This window comes from uncultured Roseobacter sp. (assembly GCF_947501835.1).
Lineage (GTDB): Bacteria > Pseudomonadota > Alphaproteobacteria > Rhodobacterales > Rhodobacteraceae > Roseobacter.
The window spans coordinates 355,155-372,044 of the sequence record NZ_CANMXR010000005.1 but is presented as its reverse complement, the minus strand read 5'-3'; the positions used below and the strand labels follow the sequence as shown (position 1 = coordinate 372,044).

Here is a 16,890-nt window from a genome sequence, read left to right as displayed (position 1 = left end):
GAGCCGAACGGGATCGTTCATGCGCGCCATTGGTTCGAGAACACGGGGGCGATGCCCTGGTAAACAGAGTAGGCGTGCGAGGGGCCAGCCCCTCGCGCTCCCCGGGATATTTGACGCCAGAAGAAGGTGAGATGCGCCTTTGAACTGGCGGATGGAAAGGATGAAGCGATGTATAATTTTGATGTGGAGACTCCCGGCACGGTGGCGGATGCCGCCGCTGCCATGGGGCGTGAGGATGCGCAGGCGCTAGGCGGGGGGCAGACGCTCATTCCGACGCTGAAGCAGCGGTTGGCGAGCCCATCCGTGCTGGTGAGCCTGCGCGGGATCACCGAGATGCAGGGCGTATGCACCGGCGATGACGGGCAACTGTGCATCGGCGGGGCGACCACCCATGCCACGGTGGCCGCAGAGGCGGGGGCGTACCCCGGTCTGGCGGCGCTGGCCAGTCACATTGGCGATCCGGCGGTGCGTAACCGTGGCACCATCGGCGGCTCGCTGGCCAACAACGATCCCTCGGCCTGTTACCCGGCGGCCGTGCTGGGCTCAGGCGCCACGGTGGTGACCAACAGCCGCGAGATCGCGGCGGATGACTACTTCCAGGGCATGTTCACCACGGCGCTGGAGGAGGGCGAGATCATCACCGAGGTGCGCTTCCCGGTGCCGCAAGCCTCGAATTATCAGAAGTTCGTGCAGCCCGCCTCGCGCTTTGCGCTGGTCGGCGTCTTTGTGGCGAAGTTCGCAGAGGGCGTGCGGGTGGCGATCACCGGGGCCTCGAACGACGGCGTCTTCCGCTGGGGCGAGGCCGAAGCGGCGCTGTCGTCGAACTTCTCGGCCACAGCGCTGGATGGGCTTGCGCTCTCCGGGGACGACATGATCAACGACCTGCACGGCACTGGCCAATACCGCGCCCACCTCGCCGCCGTCATGACAAAACGCGCCGTCACCGCCGCGGCCTGAAACATCCCCCGCCCCGCGGCTTCGCGCGGGGCCGGGGCTAGAGGGTACTCACATCACCAGACTTTGAGACCAGGGTAACGCGACCGAGATCGGTTTGCGACTTTTGTATTTCCTTGATCTGATCGGTTTTTGCCAGGGTCAGCGCGGTGGATAGGCTGTCGGCAAGCGTGGCTGTTTGCGCCTCAACAGAGACGGTGGACCATTGCGGAGCTGCAATAGGGTGCAGGATGTGATCCGCGCGCCCGAGCGACATCACCCCGGGGCTGGATGTTGCAATGGCTGCATCGGTCAGCGTGCGGGTGCCCAGATGCCCCAACGTAGGATCGTTCAGCCCCACACGCCAGGGACCGCCCGTGGCACGGTATTCACCGATGTTGACCAGTACCTTCTGCAGACCCTGGTCCCGCAGAAGCTCGGTGACCAGATCGGTCGCAAAACCCTGGGCGATGCCGTTGAACGTCAGTGCCTGCCCAGCGTCCAGCGTGATTTCATCCCGGTTAAAGCGCACGCGCTTCCAGCCAACGGCGTCGCGGGCTGCTGGAATGCCCTCGCCTGAGGCAAAGGCCCGCCAGAGCGGTTGTACCGTTGGGTCAAACAAGCCGTCCGTCAGATCGAAGGCCTGATCCGCCGCCTGCATCAGTGCGAAAAAGCGGGGATCGGGGTTGCGCAACACGCCGCGTCTGTTCAGGCGCGAGAGTGCGGAGCCTGGATCGTAGAGGCTGAAAAGCCTCTCAACCTCCACGATCTGGGCGCGGGCCTTGTTCAGGGCAATCTCAGTATCTTGCCGCGGGCCGCGCAGGGTGATGGCCACATCGGACCCAAAGGCGCGGCCCTGCCATGTGTTGGCCTGCGCCAGCCCGGGGGCACAGGCAAATCCGGCGGTGATGGTGAGAAAACGGCGGCGGGTCAGGGTCATTCTGCGGCCACCTTTTGCAGCGGACGGCCTTTACCGGCGAGGATGAGGGGCACGCATTGGTTGCGGTCATCATGGATGGTCACGCACTCCAGGCACTGGAAACATTCGGAATACTGGATTTCGCCGGTTTTCCTGATGGCGCCGTAGCTGCATTTCACACGGCAGAGCTGGCAGGGTGTGCCGCATTCCGTGCGCCGCGCAATCCAATCCCGACCGCGCAGCAGCCCGCCGATAGCCATGACCGCCCCGAGCGGGCAGAGGTAGCGGCAGAAGCCTTTGAAGAGCACCATGGACAGCACCAAGAGCCCAACCGCATAAGCGACGTAGTACCATTCGCGGATGAAAAAGGTGGTGATGGCGGTCTTGAACGGCTCCACCTCGATGGCCTGGTCAAGCCGGGCGGGGGTGGTGAAAAGAAGCGCGACCAACCCCGCGAGGACGACATATTTCAACAGTTTCAGGCGATCATCCCAAACCGCGTTGGGCTCGATCTGGGGCAGGCGCAGGATGCGGCCCAGATGGGCGGTGAATTCCTGCAGGGCGCCAAACGGGCACAGCCAACCGCAAAAGAGACCGCGACCCCAGAGGACGAAACCGAGGATCGTGACACCCCAGAGCGCCAGCGAGAAGGGGTCATAGAGCAGGAATGCATAGCTGCCACCTTCAAATGCGGTGCGGATCACCGCAAGTGGCGTGGCAATCGACAGCTGCCCCTGACCCCACCAGCCGATGAAACCGGTGACAAAAGCCAGAATGCCGAGACGGATCGGCGTGAAATACCGATGCCCGGCCAGCCGGTTGAGCGAAAGACCCAGCAGCATCAGCAGGCCGGCCAGAAAAACACCCAGAACGATCAGATCACCCGCGCGGTTGCGCAGGGCATCCACCCAGGGTGGGGCGGGTTTGATCACGTCCTGACGGGCAAAGAAACGGTCAGGCGCTTGGTAGGGTACCTCAAAGGTGACCGAGCCGATCTCGGGCTGGAACACACCGTGCGCGCGCAGCGCCTTGACCTGCAGCTTCCATTCTGCAGTGGGGTCAAAGCCCAAACGCCGGTCGGTGCGCAGGATCAGCGCCGTCCCATCGCGGATTTCTTCCGGCACATCCGCGTTCATTTCCACGTAGATATCCGCATCCCGGAAGGCGATGGGAAAGCCGCCCTGTTCGGCGCTGATCAGATCCGGTGCGGTATTGCGCACGAAGTCATCCGTGATCAGCCCGTGGCGTGCGGTTTCCACCACCAGCACCGGCTCGTCCATGGTCGAGATCGACATGAATTGCTGTAGCTCGGCCAAGCTGTCCTCGGACAGCACCGCGCGGGCAATCGACTGTGGGCCAAGGTCAACGACCCAAAGATCGAGGTATGTCTCCTCTGGATAATCCTTGGCGTCGGGGTCGTCGTCCTCCCAGAGCGTGCCGTCGAAGGCCGCGTCGACCTCCGCGTTGGTGACCACCTTGCGCACGGCGATGCCCTGCGTCACCAGATCCTCCCAGGTCAACTCTTCGGTGACCTCCTGATCGGGGTAGGCGGGCGGGCCGGTGGCAATCCCGCTCATCTTTTCGCGTGCTACCTGCAGGGTTGCGGCAAGCACGCTCTCATGCGCGATGCGCACACTCGCCGTGGCCTTGGTGACGCCGTCCAGATAGACCAGCGCCGAGCCATCGCCGCCTGACCCGTAGGGCGTGCCAACCACCAGACTGTCGGTGATCGAGTGGCCGCGATATTGCTCAAAAAACTTGTGGAACGGCGCTTGCCCCAGACCGGAGACAAAGATCGGTTCGTTATGGGATAAGAGCTGCACATCCAGAAACCGGCCGTTCAGATCAAGCACGACCAGCACGTTGATCGGGGCGCCGGAGAACCCGGGCAAAGGGGCCATCGGTTCGGTCTCGAACACATAACCGGCCTCGGCCCCGCCGGAATTCAGCAGCTGCCAGACACCGTTTTCGCTGATCTGTTCGCCCAGTGACATCGGCGGCACGATGTAGGGCGCAAGGATGTCCCGCGACAACGGCTCGCACAGGCCCTGAATAGCACCTGCCACCCAGAACGTAAAAACCGTCAACGCCTGCATTGCGCGTCGTAACGCCGTCTCTCTCCCTGTCATATGGGTGATCCTAGGCCTGGGTCCGTGCGCATCCTATGGGACTAAGGTATGACGTTTCGGCGGCACAATATTTCGCCGCGCACAGGCGTAAATTGGCTCGCGAATGCCAGACCATGGACCGACGCAAATTCTCTTGCAATACTTCGCGCGTCTGGCAGGGCCTTGAACCAGGCCGGGCATACGGGATTGCGAAGGTAAAGAATTAGCATGGCACGTTTGAAATCTGCGCAGCAAAACAGACAAAACAGGCGTCTGATGGTGCTGCTGTTTGGCTGTCTCTTTCCGCTTTTCCTTATGTTTTCCTTCGCCGTTTCAGCGCAGGAATTCTTCACCCTGAAGGGGCACGGTGGTCCGGTCAAAGGTATTTCGGCAGGCGAGGACGGTACGATCCTTACCGCGAGTTTCGACAATTCGGTGGGTCTCTGGCGCGATGGCGCGCCGCAATGGCTTGAAGGGCATACGGCGGCGGTAAATGCCGTTGCCTATCTTGGGAAGGGGCGGGTGGTTTCCGCCGGTGATGATTTCACGCTGCGCATTTGGGACGCTGCAACCGGCGACACCCGCGTGCTTGGCAATCACACCGCCAAGATCATTCAGCTGGCGCTTTCCCCTGATGGGCAGCGGGTTGCCTCGGCAAGCTGGGACCGGACCATAAAGATATGGTCGCTGGAGGAAGGCGCGGCGCCGATTGAGATAACCGGCCACGCCAATATCGTGAATGACGTCGCCTTTTCACCTGATGGCAAACGGCTTTACAGCGCATCCGCGGATGGGACACTCCGCGTTTGGGACGCGGGCACCGGCGAGGCCCTGCGCCGGTTGGTCAATCACGGGTTCGGGATCAACACCCTGGTCGTCAGTGCAGATGAAACATGGATCGCATATGGGGCTGTGGATGGCACCACGCGTCTGGCCAACTTGCCGGAGGGCGCACCGCTGCGGGATTTCACCGCGGATCGACGACCCATTCTGGCGATGGCCTATCACGCGGGCGTGGCGCGTATCGCGGTGGGGGACGCTCAGGGCTATATCATGCTGATCGACACCGAAGACTGGCGCATTTCCAACGATTTTCGGGCCACCTTGTCGGGTCCGATCTGGGCTCTGGCCTTCGCGCCGGATGGTCAGAATATCCACGCGGGTGGGTTGGACGATGCCATGTACAGTTGGCCCGTCAAGGACCTTGGCGCGGCGCCACAAATGACCAATACCGAGCGCAGTTTTCTAAAAGCGCCCGAAGAAATGACCAATGGCGAACGGCAGTTCCAACGCAAATGTTCGATCTGCCATGCGCTGGGGCCGGATGGTCAGCGGCGCGCCGGGCCGACATTGCATGGGCTTTTCGGGCGTGCGGCGGGCACTGTGGACGGCTACACCTACTCACCGACATTGCAGACATCTGATATCGTCTGGTCAGATGACACGATTGATTTACTGTTCGATTTGGGTCCGGATCATTACGTGCCGGGCTCGAAAATGCCGATGCAGCGCATCACCAAACCGCAGGACCGCGATGATCTGATCGCCTTTCTGAAGCAGGAAACCAGCCCCTAGCCCTTGCATCATCCGTCAGCTGTGGCGTCCGTCGAATTGGCGCACGTCGATGCCCGCGGATTCCAGCGCGCGGCGGACGGATGATGCGATCTGAACGGCCGTGGGTGTGTCGCCATGCAGGCAAATCGTATCGATATTGGTCTCGATGCGCTTGCCGGTCTCGGTGATGATGGCCCCGGCCTGCACCATCTCCACCATACGTTTGCCGGCGATCTCCGGGTCATGGATCACCGCGCCCGGCAGGCTGCGGTCCACCAGCGTCGCGTCATCGTTATAGGCGCGATCGGCAAAGATCTCGCCCGCATAAGCGCAGCCCAGCTTGCGCACGGCGTCTTCCTGCGCTGTGGCGCAGAGCACCATGACGATCAGATCAGGATCAACGGAAAGCGCTGCTTCATAAAGGTCCCGCGCCAGGCTTTCGTCCTCCGAGGCCATGTTTGCCAGGGCGCCGTGCACTTTGAGATGACGCACCTTTGCGCCCAGCGATTTGGCCATGCCAAGGGAGGCGGCCACCTGATAGCGGATCGAGTTTTGCAGCGTCCCGCGTGGCACCTGCATGCGCTGTCGTCCAAACCCCTGCAAGTCGGCAAAGCCTGGGTGCGCCCCGATGCCAACCCCGTTTTCCATCGCCAGACGCAGGGTCGCGGCCATGACATCCGGATCGCCCGCGTGCGCGCCACAGGCGACATTGGCCGAGGTGACCGTTTTCAGCAGGGCCGCGTCATCCCCCATTTTCCAGGGGCCGAAGCTTTCACCCATATCTGCATTCAGGTCTACGCGGGTCATGGAACGTCTCCTTTTTCAGGCAAATGGATCGGCAGTGGCGGAAACTGCGCCGCTGATCAACTGATAGCTCAGCAGGTCGGCAATGTCAGAGGGATCGCGCACCAGCGGTTGTGCTTTTGTGGCGAGCGCCTTGACCTCGTTGCGGGCGCGTTTTTCGATCTCGATCGCCTCTGCCTGCGAAATGAACTCGAATTGCACGGTTGCACCCACAGGGGCCTGCGCCACCTTGGGTAAATCGCAAGGGATCACGGTGCCAATGCGGGGATATCCGCCCGTTGTCTGGCTTTCACACATCAGAACATAGGGCGCACCATCGCCCGCGATTTGAATGTCGCCGGTGGTGATGACTTCGGAGACAATGCTCAGACCATCGGTGGCATAAAACCCGTCTTCATCGGTGTGCAGGCGCACGCCTTGCCGGTTCCCACGGGCATCCCGCTGAAACGATGTGGCGGCGAAACGGTCCCGGGTTTCTTGCGAAAACTGATCGGATTGAAACGATGTGATGACGCGGATCGTACCGCCCTGCAGCCGGCTGTCTGGCGTCAGGAAGTAACCGCTGCGGGCGCTGGCGGTTGCAGCGATCGGAAGGGCGTCGCCGCTGTGACACAAAGCGCCGATCTGTGCGTTGAGGTGGCTGGCGCGCGCGTGCATGACTACGGGGGTCTGGAAACCACCCGCGACGTGCAGATACCCGTAGGTTCCGGCCTGTGCACCGCCAATCACCAATTTGGCCCCGGCAGGCAACGCATGGGACGCATGCCATGTCAGCGGTGCGCCATTGAGGGTTGCGCCCATGCGCGCGCCCGTCAGGGCAATGACCGTATCGACGGTCGCCTCAAACGTGCCGCCCATGCCAACCATTTCAAGTGCTGCGCAATCGGCGGATTGGCCCAGCAGCGCCGCTCCTTCGTGCAGGGCCAGTCGGTCGGCCGCCCCGCCGCGTGTCAGACCATGCGCCAGATAACCCTCACGCCCCATGTCCTGAAGGCTCATCGCAGGACCCGCGGAGAGGATTTTGAGATGGGCGCTCATGCCAGGCTCTCACGGTCGGCACCACCATAGCGGTCATCAACGCCGATTTTATCGAAGGTGCCGCGGTCGATGGCCGGGAAGGTCAGCTCATCACCGGGCGACAGCGCGAAGGGTTCTGCAGCATCCAGAACGAAGTTGCGAAAAGCTGTCTGGCCGACGTGGCGCCACCCCGTTGGCGTCGGCGCGGTGAAGATGATCAGCTGACGGATGGCCACGACCAGCGCGCCGGACGGCACACTTTTGGTCAGGTTTTGTTGACGCGGGATGTTCCAGACCTCGTCAAGTTCGCCCAGATAGGGCTGGCCCGGCGCAAACCCGAGGGTCAGAACCCGCACCCGGGCGCTTGAGAGTTGCCGGATCGCGGTGTCCGGATCGAGGCCCGCAACCTCTGCCGCCTCTTCAAGCTGTGGTGCAAGGTCGGTGCCGTAGACCGTGGGCACATGCCACCTGGTGCGGCCACCGGGCAGGGGGGCTGCGGTCCAATCCTGCGCGCCGAGCAGATCACGCAACCTCTCCTCGACCTGTGCGGCGGGGATGCTCACCAGATCCACGGCGACAAACACGGAGACAAGCGACATCATTGTTTCGCTGACCTCTGGCCAGTTTTCAGCCTCAAGTGCGGCGCGAAAAGCAAGGGCGGCGCGATTGGCAGGCTCGCTCATCGCGGTGCCAAAGCTGACCAGCAGGCCGGAAAGGCCGACGGTTTTGATGGTGGGCCCTTCGGTCATTTCAAGGCCCCGTTTTGTACAACCAGCGCAACAGGATGGGTGTCAGGTACATCGGCAATTGCCAGCAGCCGACAAAGACCATCAGGGGCGCGAGTACCTCTGGCGGCAGCGCCACCAGGAAAAGTGCGATATTGCGGTTCCCCGCGCCGATTGCCAGTGGCCCGGCGACATGCGCGAGCGGTGATCTGCGCAGGATCAGATAGGCGAAGATCTGTGCGCCGTAGCTGATGGCAAAGGCCAAGAGCGCCCAAAGAGCGACGCTGCCGGGATCGCTGCGCAGGGCCGGGTTCAGAGCTGCCATCAGCCCCACGACAATGGCCGAGAAGGCCAGAACCGACAGCCCATCGAGCGCTTTGATTTGCCGCTCGGAGGGGGCGGGGAAGAAAAGCTGGCGCAGGCTGAAGCCGATGATCGTGGCCACGGCGATGACCACTAGCAGGGTGAGCGCCGCGCTGGTGATCGCGGCTGGTGTGCCGAGGTGTGGCATCAACCACAGAACCGGCAGCACCGTCAGTGGAAAGGCGGCGGTGCCCAGCACCAGAATTTGCATCATGCGCCCGGCATTCTGGCCCAACAGCAGCGCCAGATTGGGCGATCCGGAAATGGCAGGTGCCGCTGTCGCCAGCACCATCGCGGTGACAGCGGGTGCCTCCGCGAGACCAAAGATCCAGCACAGCGCGAACAAGGCGACCGGAAGCATCAATTGCAATACCGCAACCGATCCCAACCCCCACCGCAGATCCGACAGCGCGCCCATGGCCGCGCGGTGCCCGATGCGCAGCGCGGTGATCGTGAGCAGCACCGCCACCATTTCCGGCAGCCAAGGCTGCATCGTGGCGGCCAGACCGGGCAGTGCCAGCCCGGCCAGCAGACCCACGATCAGGCAAGCGCGCGCATTGTCGGAGATGAACCATAGCAGTCTTGTCACTTCCGCTAGCTCGGGGTTTGTCGCAGGTTTTCAGGCAGCCATGTTGCGATCTCGGGGAACCAGATCAGCACGAAAACCATCAACACCATGATCAGGAACATCGGCAGCGCCGCCTTGGTGATGTAGCCCATTTCATGGTCGGTCATGCCCTGCAGCACAAAGAGATTGAACCCGATGGGTGGGGTGATCTGCGCCATCTCCACGACCACCACCACGAAGATACCGAACCAGATCAGATCAATACCGGCCTCGCGCACCATCGGCTCGACAATGGCCATGGTGAGCACCACGGCGGAAATCCCGTCGAGAAACATGCCCAGGATGATGTAGAAGACCAGCAACGCCATCAGCAGCTCGAACCGCGCCAGTTCCATCGCTGCGATGCTGTCGGCCAGCGCGCGGGGCAGGCCGGTGAAACCCATCGACAGTTTCAGAAAGGCCGCGCCCGCAAGGATCAGCGCGATCATGGCCGAGGTTCGCATGGCCCCCATCAGGCTGGCCCTGAACGACGCGGGCGTCAGCGAGCCCTGCGCGGTCGCCAGCAGGAGCGCGCCGATCACACCGATGGCGGCCGCCTCGGTCGCGGTCGCGTAGCCTGCATACATCGATCCGATGACCACGGTGATCAGTGTCAGCACTGGGATCAGGAAACGGGAATTACTCAGCTTCTCGCCAAAGCTCATGCCTGTCTCCATGCTTGGGTTCCAGGAGGGCGACACCTTCGAGACAATGGCCACATAGGCCATGAACATCGTCGCCAGGGTCAGGCCGGGAAAGACGCCGGCGAAAAAGAGCTTTGTGATGCTCTCGTTCACCGTCACCCCATAGACGATGAGCGCAATGGATGGCGGGATCATCAACCCCAGCGTTGCCGCGCCCGCCAGCGTGCCGATCACCATGTTCTCGGGGTAATTGCGCGCGCGCAGCTCCGGGATGGACATCTTGCCAACGGTGGTCAGCGTTGCCGCAGAGGAGCCGGAAACCGCGGCAAAGACCGTACAGGCCACGATGTTGGTGTGCACCAGCCCACCCGGCAAACGGGCGAGCCATGGCGAGAGGCCTTTGAACATGTCTTCGGAGAGCCGCGTTCGATACAGAATTTCGCCCATCCAGATGAAGAGCGGCAAGGCCGTCAGCGTCCAGCTGCTGGAGGAGGCCCAGATCGTCGTGATCATCGTGTCGCCGACGGGTCGAGTGGTGAAAAGCTCCATACCGACCCAGGCGACCCCCATCAGGGCCAGCCCGACCCAGACGCCGGTGCCAAGCAGCAGGAAAAGAACGACGAGAAAGAGGATGATGGCGTAAACTTCGGTCATCTGCTCACACCTCGAAGCTATCGTCGACGGTGTCGCGGGTGATCCGGTGATCGCCTTTGAAAATCACATGCAACAGGTTGTCGGTGAGGGCGATGGCCATCAGGCCGCCACCGATCACCATGACCGATTGCGGGATCCAAAGTTGTACGGCGTCCTGCCCCTGACTGACCTCATTGAATTTCCAGGACCAGTAGACGAACCAATAGGCGTAATAGGTGAAATACCACGCGACTGCGGCGCCCACGGCAAAACACCAGATTTCCAACAGTCGTCTTGCGCCCGCGGGCACCGAATTCAACAGAATGGAAACTCGGATGTGCGCGCCCTTGTTCAAGGCATTGGCGAAGGCTAGAAAGCTCGCCGCCGCCATGGCGTAACCCGCATAGTTCGGCGCGCCGGGGAAAATTTCGCCCGTCCAGCGGGCCACCATCTGTGCCACGATCAACGCAAGGATTGCGATCAGACACAAAGCTGCGGCAATCCCGGCGATCAGGTACAGAAAATCAAGCGTCTTGCGGATCGCAGTCACGGCACCACTCCCACTCAAATGAATGATATCAAAAGGGCGGCCCCGATTGTCGGGACCGCCATTGCGCGCTTATTGCATCGCTTTGAAGTCGTCGACGAGGGCCGCGCCGTCGTCTCCGGCGGCGTCAAGCCATTCGGACGTCATGGTCGCACCGATCTCACGCAGTTCGCCCATCAACGCATCGCCTGCGGGCTGCACGGTCATGCCCCCTGCGGCCAGCCCGTCCATGGTGAACTGGGTGTAGGCTTTGGAGGCTTCCAGCCCACGCGCCGCTGCTTCATCGGCACAGGCGCGGATGGCAGTTTTATTTGCATCGGATACATCTGCCCAGACGTCCTGGTTCACCATCACGTAATTGCGCGGCAGCCAGGCGTCGACTTCGTAGAAATGCGTCAGGCTTTCCCAGACTTTGCGGTCATAGCCCGTGGCACCGGAGGACACCATGGATTCAGCAACGCCCGTGGCAAAGGCCTGACTGATCTCGGCGGCTTCAACCGTCACCGGCAGCATGCCCGTCAGTTCGGCCAAACGGCTGGTGGTGTTGTTGTAGGAACGGAACTTGACACCGGCCATGTCGGCGACGCTGTTCACTTCTTTCTTGAAGTAGAGACCTTGTGGCGGCCAAGGCACCGCATAAAGCAGCTCAAGGTTCTGTTCATCCAGCAGGGCTTCGATCTTGGGCTTGGCCGCTTTGTAGAGCTTTTCGCTGTCGTCAAAGGAGGGCGCGAGGAACGGGATGCTGTCGAAGCCAAAGACAGCGCTTTCGTTCTGGTGACCTGAAAGCAGACGTTCGCCAATCTGCACCTGACCGGTCTGGATCGCGCGTTTGATGTCGGCGCCCGCAAAGAGCGACCCACCGGCATGTACTTCGATGGTGATCTCGCCATTGGTGCCCGCGCCCACACATTCTGCAAAGGCCACGCCGTTTTCCGAATGGAAGTTTGACGCGGAATAGGCCATGGGCATATCCCATTTTTCGGCCGCGAACGCGGGAACGGCCGTGCCTGCCGTCAGGGCGAGCGTGGCGGCACCCGCCAGGAATTTATGTGTCAGTTTCATCGGTCTCTCCGTTGGTTGGTCATTATTTCATGCGCGGGTCTTCTGCCCGCTGGCGTTTGGGATGCTTTGAGATCTGGTCTCGGGCGCAATGGACCTGTCGCGAATCTTCGTCAGATTGATTCCCTAGCGTCAATACTGCGCAACTTTTGCAATACGTCAACAAAATGTTGACAAATTATCAATATTGCGCAGTCTATAGGATATGTCTGATCCTTTTCTTGGCCCCGTCGTTTCCTCTGCACATCTGGCAAGTGGCTCGTTTGCGGAAATCTCCGAGTTGGAGTTTGGCCTGACGCTGGCCAACAACGCCTTCCACCGATGGATGGTGCGCGCCATTGCCATGGCTGGGTATCCCGAACTGGGGGCGCTGGATGTGCTCGTGCTGCATTCCGTCTATCATCGCGACCGGCCCAAGAAACTGGCGGATATCTGTCTGGTGCTGAACGTCGAGGATACTCATACCGTCAACTACGCAATCAAAAAGCTGATCAAGGCGGGGTTGGTGAAGGACGGTCGTCAGGGCAAGGAAAAGACCGTGGCCGCGACGCAAAAGGGGGCGGAGACCTGTGTGCGCTACCGCGAAATTCGCGAGGGTCTGCTGCTGCGTGCGGTGGGGGAGCTAGGGTTGGAGCCCGAGCAGGTCAGCCATGCGGCATCGCTTTTGCGCCTGATGTCCGGGCAATATGATCAGGCCGCGCGGGCCGCCACGACCTATTGAGGGGCGCGCAACCAGCCGTCCTCAAATGACAATTTGCTGACGTCCGCCAGCCGAACGATCCGCGCAAGTTCGGCCTCAAAAGCCGCCACGCGCCCCTTGCCCCAACGCACCTTAGCTTCCGGCCAAAGCGCCCGCACGTGAAGCGTATCACGGTCGCGAAACGCCTTCATGTCGACGCGGCCCACCAGCCTGTCCCCTTCCAGTATGGGGAAGACGTAGTAGCCGTAACGACGCTTTGCCTCGGGCACAAATATCTCGATCCGGTAGTCAAAGCCAAAGAGCCGTTCCGCCCGCTTCCGGTCACGCAGGGCGGGATCAAAGGGGCTAAGAACCCGCAGCCGGGGCGTCGGCTCCAAGGTCAGAGCCGGATCAGAGGCGATATCGGGCCGGGCAAAACAGGGGCGTAAGGCGCCACCGACGCATTCGATTTCAACAGGTTGCAGACGACCCGCTGCAAGCTCTCCCGCGCACCAGTCTTTGGCTTCGGCGATGGTGATGTGATCCCAAAAGGCGGCAAGCTCGGTCGGTGTCGCGAAACCCAGCCGGTCCAGCGCGCCAGAGCAGCACCAGTCAATCGTCGCCGCCGTATGCTCAGGCTCTTGTCGGGGCTGGCAAAGGGCATCGTCGATCACCCGTTCCGTCAGATCGTAGCGCTTGCGAAACCCATCGCGCCCGACCACGCAAAGGGCCCCGCTGCGCCACAAGTATTCCAACGCGGTCTTTGAGGGGTGCCAGTCCCACCACCCGCCGGAGCCACGTTTTTCGCCCGCGCCGACATCGGAGGAGCACAAGGGCCCTTCCTCGCGGATCTGGTCCAGAACCGGTTGGAATTGCGCTTCGAACCCGTCCCGCCGCCAATCCCGCCATTGGTTGCGCAGCTTTGCCGCATCCCGTTCGCGCCGCAACTGCCACCATGAGTAATAGTCCATCGGGATCACGGCGGCATCATGTGTCCAGTGTTCAAAAAGCGCACGGTCTTTTTCGTAAAGACGTTTCAGTGCCTTGGGCCGATAGCGCGGCCGTCGGGAAAACAGGATCAGGTCATGGGCGCGGGCGACCGTGTTGATGCTGTCGAGCTGCACAAACCCAAGACGCGCGATCAAGGAGAGCAACTCAGCGCCCTGTGCCACGCCTTGCGGCGTTTCGCTGAGCGCGTGCCGATCCAGAAACAGCCGGCGTGCGGATTTGTTGCTGAGGGTGAGTGTACTCATCCGCGTTGGTTGCGGCGCAGCGTTTCCCCATAGGAAATCTTGGGCGTCAGCGTGATGCGTGCGGGCTCGCCCGGGTCCGCATCTTCGGGCAGTGCGCTGCGTTCCAATATTATCTGCGCCGCCGCCGCCCCGATCTCTGATCGGCAGGCATCCATCGTGGCCAATTTCCGCGGCAGACCTTTCAATAATTCAACGCCATTAAAGCCCGCCAACCCGATTTGCCCTGGGATATCAATGCCCTGGTCAAGCAGGTAGAGCAGGCCCCCGGCACCAATCATATCATTGGAATAGTATAGGAAATCGAGATCAGGCGCACGTTCCAGCATCGATTGCGTCATCTCGCGGCCCTTTGCCAGCGCCGATCCGCCGGAATAGAAATCGCGGGCCTCAATCTCGATGCCCTCTTTGGTCAAGCCTTCGGTCAGCCCCTCAAAGCGTTTGCGCGCCCGGTGGTCGAGCGGCATCTTCGTGCCCATGAACCCGATGCGGGTATAGCCTTCCTTGAGGATCGCCGCGGCCATCATCCGACCGGCCCGGCGGTGCGAAATGCCGACCATCGCATCCACCGGATTGCCATCGGTGTCCATGATTTCAACAACGGGAATGCCGGCGTTTTGCAGCATCGCGCGCGTTGCATTGGAATGCTCCAGCCCGGCAATGATCACACCCGATGGCCGCCAGGACAGCATTTCGTACAAGACCTGCTCTTCTTTTTCGGGCATGTAGTCGGTCACCCCGACAACCGGCTGCAAGGGCGTGTCTTCAAAGGCCTGATTGATCCCAGTCAAGACTTCTGGAAACACCATGTTGGACAGAGAGGGGATGATCACCGCCACGAGATTCACACGCTGCGAGGCGAGCGATCCCGCGATCTGATTGGGCACATACCCCAACGTCTTGGCGGCTTGCAGGACACGTTCGCGCGTCGTAGCAGACACATCGCCGCGGTTGCGCAGGACCCGGCTCACCGTCATCTCCGACACCCCGCAGGCTTCTGATACATCACGGAGGGTCAACGGGCGCTGCTTGGGTCTTGTCACAATATATTCCCTGTACTGTCGCTCCTTGGTAGCGCAGGTGAACCCTGCCTATCAAGCATCTGTCGCACAAGCATTTAGACCAATGACAAGCCGGAAAACTTGTTCTAAACCCATCCGGGCCGGTCCCGTGGCTCAACTGGATAGAGCAGCCCCCTCCTAAGGGGCAGGTTGCAGGTTCGAATCCTGCCGGGATCACCAAAAACACTTTCAAAAAGAGTGCTTAGAGCTGCAAGGATTGTCGCGGGGTGCTCGCAAGGCGTCTCGGTGGCGTGAGCGATGTTGAAAGGTCCTCGTCTTTTTGTTTCAGGCATTCTGCTTATGTCGATTGGCGAGGCGGCGCATATCGCTTCGCCGGAACGCCATGAAAGGAAACTGTTGTGAACAGCTTCATCAAAAAGGTTGCTGTGGCAGCCATTACCATCGCCGCGATAAGTGCCGCGACCACGTCTCAGGCGCGGGCTGATACATCAAACCTGGGCGTTTTCGCTTTGGGCGCGATCGCAGGTGGGATCATTGCCAAGGAGCTCAATGGCAAACGCCCAAACCATGCCATAAGCCGCAAAAATGTGCATCAACCCAAATATGGGCATGGGGTCCATCGCTCTCACAAAACGCACCGCAAGCACGTGAGGCATCACAAACGTTTTCACCGTCATGGCAAATTCGGTCACGCACACGCCTATCGGTACAAGCACAGTCACTGAGACGTATTGTGGATATGAGGAGTTAAGGAATTCGTCCTAGTGGTGCTCGATACGCCCTGGGGTCTGTGGAAGTTTCTGGAACCCCTGCCGCGCGTGGAGTTGTCACTGCACTCCATTCACTATCTCGACATGGTGCGCGCGCTTTTGGGGGAACCGCTGGGCATTCATGCCAAGACAATCGGCCATTCCGACAGCAAGATCGCTCAGACGCGCACGGCGGCCATTCCGGCGTTGGCTGATGTTAACAAGTTGGGGACTCGCTATTCTGATGTTGTTGGAACCACTGGTTCAGGCACGTCCACCACGATTGTTAGCTTGATGAATGCGCTACTCGGGGTCTTTTTCGCGGTTAATGAAGTGTGATACGCGTGGCGACGTGCCGGTTTCCGGGCGCGAGCGGGTGCGTAGCACCGGTTGCTCAGATCCTGGCGCCTTGCTTTCGCGCAACACGATGAAAAGCCCGCTGGCGATGATGATGGCAGAGCCAATGATGGTCGCATTGTCCGGTGTCTCATCAAAAAACATTAGGCCATAAAATGAGGCCCACAGGATTTGCGAATACTGCATCGGCGCGACCACGACCGCTTCGCCGGTGTTATAGGCGGCGATCAGAAAACGGCCCGCAGTCCAGGCCAGCAGGGCAATCACGCCCAGTTTGCCCAGGTCAGCCAGAGGCAGGGGTTGATAGACCAGGGGCAACAGCGCCGCCATCACGATGAAGTTCGCCATCATCGGGTAGAGCATGATCACGACTGTGCGCTCTTCCCGCCCGATCTTGCGCACGATGATGGATGCAATCGAGCCACAGATGGCGGAGATCAACGCGGCAAGGTGGCCGAGTTCCAGTTCGGCCTCTCCCGGTCGCAGGACAACCAGAACACCGCACAGTCCAACGGCAACCGCGATCCAGCGGCGCAGTTTCACCTGCTCCCCCAGTATCGGGATGGCAAGGATCGTGATCAGCAGCGGCGAGGCAAAGAGGATCGCATAAACCTGCGCCAGGGGCAGCACCGAAAAGGCGTAAAACGCGCAAAACCCGGTGATCACCGCCGCCACGGTGCGCGCTGCCATCCACCACGGATGCTTGGGGATCAGGGTGCCGTGGGTCGCATCGCGCAACAGATACAGCATCGCCAGCGGGAAGCTGAACAGAACGCTGAAAAACACGATTTGCACCGGGGAATACCCGCCGCCCAGCACTTTGATGATGACATCGTGGCTGGCAAAGATACCGAAAGCCACCAGCGCCATCAGCGCGGCCTTGAGGTTCGGATGCATCGGTTTCTTGGCCATGGTTTGCT

17 protein-coding genes and 1 tRNA gene are annotated in these 16,890 nt (G+C 61.0%); 5 read left to right on the top strand and 13 right to left on the bottom strand.

Annotated features, from left to right (window positions below; translation table 11 throughout):
* Positions 1-168: 168 nt before the first annotated feature.
* Positions 169-957, top strand: a complete 789-nt coding sequence (locus Q1A20_RS13290) for a xanthine dehydrogenase family protein subunit M (RefSeq protein WP_299410969.1) — start codon at positions 169-171, stop codon at positions 955-957.
* A gap of 37 nt (positions 958-994) precedes the next feature.
* Here Q1A20_RS13290 and Q1A20_RS13285 read toward each other — a convergent pair whose 3' ends face one another.
* Entirely contained in the window at positions 995-1,873 is an 879-nt protein-coding gene (locus tag Q1A20_RS13285) for an FAD:protein FMN transferase (RefSeq protein WP_299408458.1), read from the bottom strand.
* Entirely contained in the window at positions 1,870-3,948 is a 2,079-nt protein-coding gene (locus Q1A20_RS13280) for a 4Fe-4S binding protein (protein ID WP_299917094.1), read from the bottom strand. Before Q1A20_RS13280 ends, Q1A20_RS13285 begins: the two co-directional genes overlap by 4 nt.
* Before the next feature lie 327 nt (positions 3,949-4,275).
* On the opposite strand from Q1A20_RS13280, the gene Q1A20_RS13275 reads away from it, so the two are divergent.
* Positions 4,276-5,535, top strand: a complete 1,260-nt coding sequence (locus Q1A20_RS13275) for a c-type cytochrome (RefSeq protein ID WP_299917092.1) — start codon at positions 4,276-4,278, stop codon at positions 5,533-5,535.
* 15 nt (positions 5,536-5,550) lie between these two features.
* On the opposite strand, the gene Q1A20_RS13270 is transcribed toward Q1A20_RS13275, so the two are convergent.
* From Q1A20_RS13270 to Q1A20_RS13240, 7 genes are all read right to left on the bottom strand, one after another.
* The gene (locus Q1A20_RS13270; RefSeq protein ID WP_299917086.1) at positions 5,551-6,321 is read right to left on the bottom strand and encodes a 5-oxoprolinase subunit PxpA; all 771 of its coding nucleotides are present in this window, start codon (positions 6,319-6,321) and stop codon (positions 5,551-5,553) included.
* A gap of 15 nt (positions 6,322-6,336) precedes the next feature.
* Positions 6,337-7,356: a biotin-dependent carboxyltransferase family protein gene (locus Q1A20_RS13265; protein WP_299917084.1), complete on the bottom strand. Its 1,020-nt coding sequence runs from the start codon at positions 7,354-7,356 to the stop codon at positions 6,337-6,339.
* On the bottom strand, positions 7,353-8,084 hold the full coding sequence (locus Q1A20_RS13260; RefSeq protein WP_299408445.1) for a carboxyltransferase domain-containing protein: 732 nt from the start codon (positions 8,082-8,084) through the stop codon (positions 7,353-7,355). The genes Q1A20_RS13265 and Q1A20_RS13260 overlap by 4 nt, the downstream gene beginning before the upstream one ends.
* Before the next feature lies 1 nt (position 8,085).
* Complete coding sequence (locus Q1A20_RS13255; protein WP_299408443.1) at positions 8,086-9,012, bottom strand: hypothetical protein; 927 nt, start codon at positions 9,010-9,012, stop codon at positions 8,086-8,088.
* A 5-nt stretch (positions 9,013-9,017) separates the two neighbouring features.
* Complete coding sequence (locus Q1A20_RS13250; protein ID WP_299408441.1) at positions 9,018-10,328, bottom strand: TRAP transporter large permease subunit; 1,311 nt, start codon at positions 10,326-10,328, stop codon at positions 9,018-9,020.
* A 4-nt stretch (positions 10,329-10,332) separates the two neighbouring features.
* Positions 10,333-10,857: a TRAP transporter small permease gene (locus Q1A20_RS13245; protein ID WP_299408438.1), complete on the bottom strand. Its 525-nt coding sequence runs from the start codon at positions 10,855-10,857 to the stop codon at positions 10,333-10,335.
* A 69-nt stretch (positions 10,858-10,926) separates the two neighbouring features.
* On the bottom strand, positions 10,927-11,916 hold the full coding sequence (locus Q1A20_RS13240; RefSeq protein WP_299917081.1) for a TRAP transporter substrate-binding protein: 990 nt from the start codon (positions 11,914-11,916) through the stop codon (positions 10,927-10,929).
* A gap of 202 nt (positions 11,917-12,118) precedes the next feature.
* On the opposite strand from Q1A20_RS13240, the gene Q1A20_RS13235 reads away from it, so the two are divergent.
* Entirely contained in the window at positions 12,119-12,634 is a 516-nt protein-coding gene (locus Q1A20_RS13235) for a winged helix DNA-binding protein (RefSeq protein WP_298974409.1), read from the top strand.
* On the opposite strand, the gene Q1A20_RS13230 is transcribed toward Q1A20_RS13235, so the two are convergent.
* Positions 12,628-13,845, bottom strand: coding sequence for a crosslink repair DNA glycosylase YcaQ family protein (locus Q1A20_RS13230; protein WP_299408433.1), 1,218 nt, complete (start codon positions 13,843-13,845; stop codon positions 12,628-12,630). The genes Q1A20_RS13235 and Q1A20_RS13230 overlap by 7 nt on opposite strands.
* Entirely contained in the window at positions 13,842-14,885 is a 1,044-nt protein-coding gene (locus Q1A20_RS13225; RefSeq protein ID WP_299917079.1) for a LacI family DNA-binding transcriptional regulator, read from the bottom strand. Before Q1A20_RS13225 ends, Q1A20_RS13230 begins: the two co-directional genes overlap by 4 nt.
* A gap of 121 nt (positions 14,886-15,006) precedes the next feature.
* On the opposite strand from Q1A20_RS13225, the gene Q1A20_RS13220 reads away from it, so the two are divergent.
* Positions 15,007-15,083 (top strand) — tRNA-Arg (locus tag Q1A20_RS13220).
* 269 nt (positions 15,084-15,352) lie between these two features.
* Here Q1A20_RS13220 and Q1A20_RS13215 read toward each other — a convergent pair.
* Positions 15,353-15,556 (bottom strand): hypothetical protein, encoded by a 204-nt coding sequence (locus Q1A20_RS13215; RefSeq protein ID WP_299917077.1) that lies wholly within the window; start codon positions 15,554-15,556, stop codon positions 15,353-15,355.
* A 72-nt stretch (positions 15,557-15,628) separates the two neighbouring features.
* Between Q1A20_RS13215 and Q1A20_RS13210 the strand changes: the two genes are divergently transcribed.
* The gene (locus Q1A20_RS13210) at positions 15,629-15,952 is read left to right on the top strand and encodes a hypothetical protein (protein ID WP_299917075.1); all 324 of its coding nucleotides are present in this window, start codon (positions 15,629-15,631) and stop codon (positions 15,950-15,952) included.
* Here Q1A20_RS13210 and Q1A20_RS13205 read toward each other — a convergent pair.
* Positions 15,917-16,867 (bottom strand): DMT family transporter, encoded by a 951-nt coding sequence (locus Q1A20_RS13205; RefSeq protein ID WP_298974991.1) that lies wholly within the window; start codon positions 16,865-16,867, stop codon positions 15,917-15,919. The two genes, Q1A20_RS13210 and Q1A20_RS13205, sit on opposite strands and share 36 nt — an antisense overlap.
* Positions 16,868-16,890 lie beyond the last annotated feature (23 nt).

Coding starts and splice junctions, on each gene's coding strand:
- Q1A20_RS13290 (WP_299410969.1), top strand. CDS start 169: ATGTATAATTTTGATGTGGAGACTCCCGGCACGGTGGCGGATGCCGCC.
- Q1A20_RS13285 (WP_299408458.1), bottom strand. CDS start 1,873: ATGACCCTGACCCGCCGCCGTTTTCTCACCATCACCGCCGGATTTGCC.
- Q1A20_RS13280 (WP_299917094.1), bottom strand. CDS start 3,948: ATGCAGGCGTTGACGGTTTTTACGTTCTGGGTGGCAGGTGCTATTCAG.
- Q1A20_RS13275 (WP_299917092.1), top strand. CDS start 4,276: ATGTTTTCCTTCGCCGTTTCAGCGCAGGAATTCTTCACCCTGAAGGGG.
- Q1A20_RS13270 (WP_299917086.1), bottom strand. CDS start 6,321: ATGACCCGCGTAGACCTGAATGCAGATATGGGTGAAAGCTTCGGCCCC.
- Q1A20_RS13265 (WP_299917084.1), bottom strand. CDS start 7,356: ATGAGCGCCCATCTCAAAATCCTCTCCGCGGGTCCTGCGATGAGCCTT.
- Q1A20_RS13260 (WP_299408445.1), bottom strand. CDS start 8,084: ATGACCGAAGGGCCCACCATCAAAACCGTCGGCCTTTCCGGCCTGCTG.
- Q1A20_RS13250 (WP_299408441.1), bottom strand. CDS start 10,328: ATGACCGAAGTTTACGCCATCATCCTCTTTCTCGTCGTTCTTTTCCTG.
- Q1A20_RS13240 (WP_299917081.1), bottom strand. CDS start 11,916: ATGAAACTGACACATAAATTCCTGGCGGGTGCCGCCACGCTCGCCCTG.
- Q1A20_RS13235 (WP_298974409.1), top strand. CDS start 12,119: ATGTCTGATCCTTTTCTTGGCCCCGTCGTTTCCTCTGCACATCTGGCA.
- Q1A20_RS13230 (WP_299408433.1), bottom strand. CDS start 13,845: ATGAGTACACTCACCCTCAGCAACAAATCCGCACGCCGGCTGTTTCTG.
- Q1A20_RS13205 (WP_298974991.1), bottom strand. CDS start 16,867: ATGCATCCGAACCTCAAGGCCGCGCTGATGGCGCTGGTGGCTTTCGGT.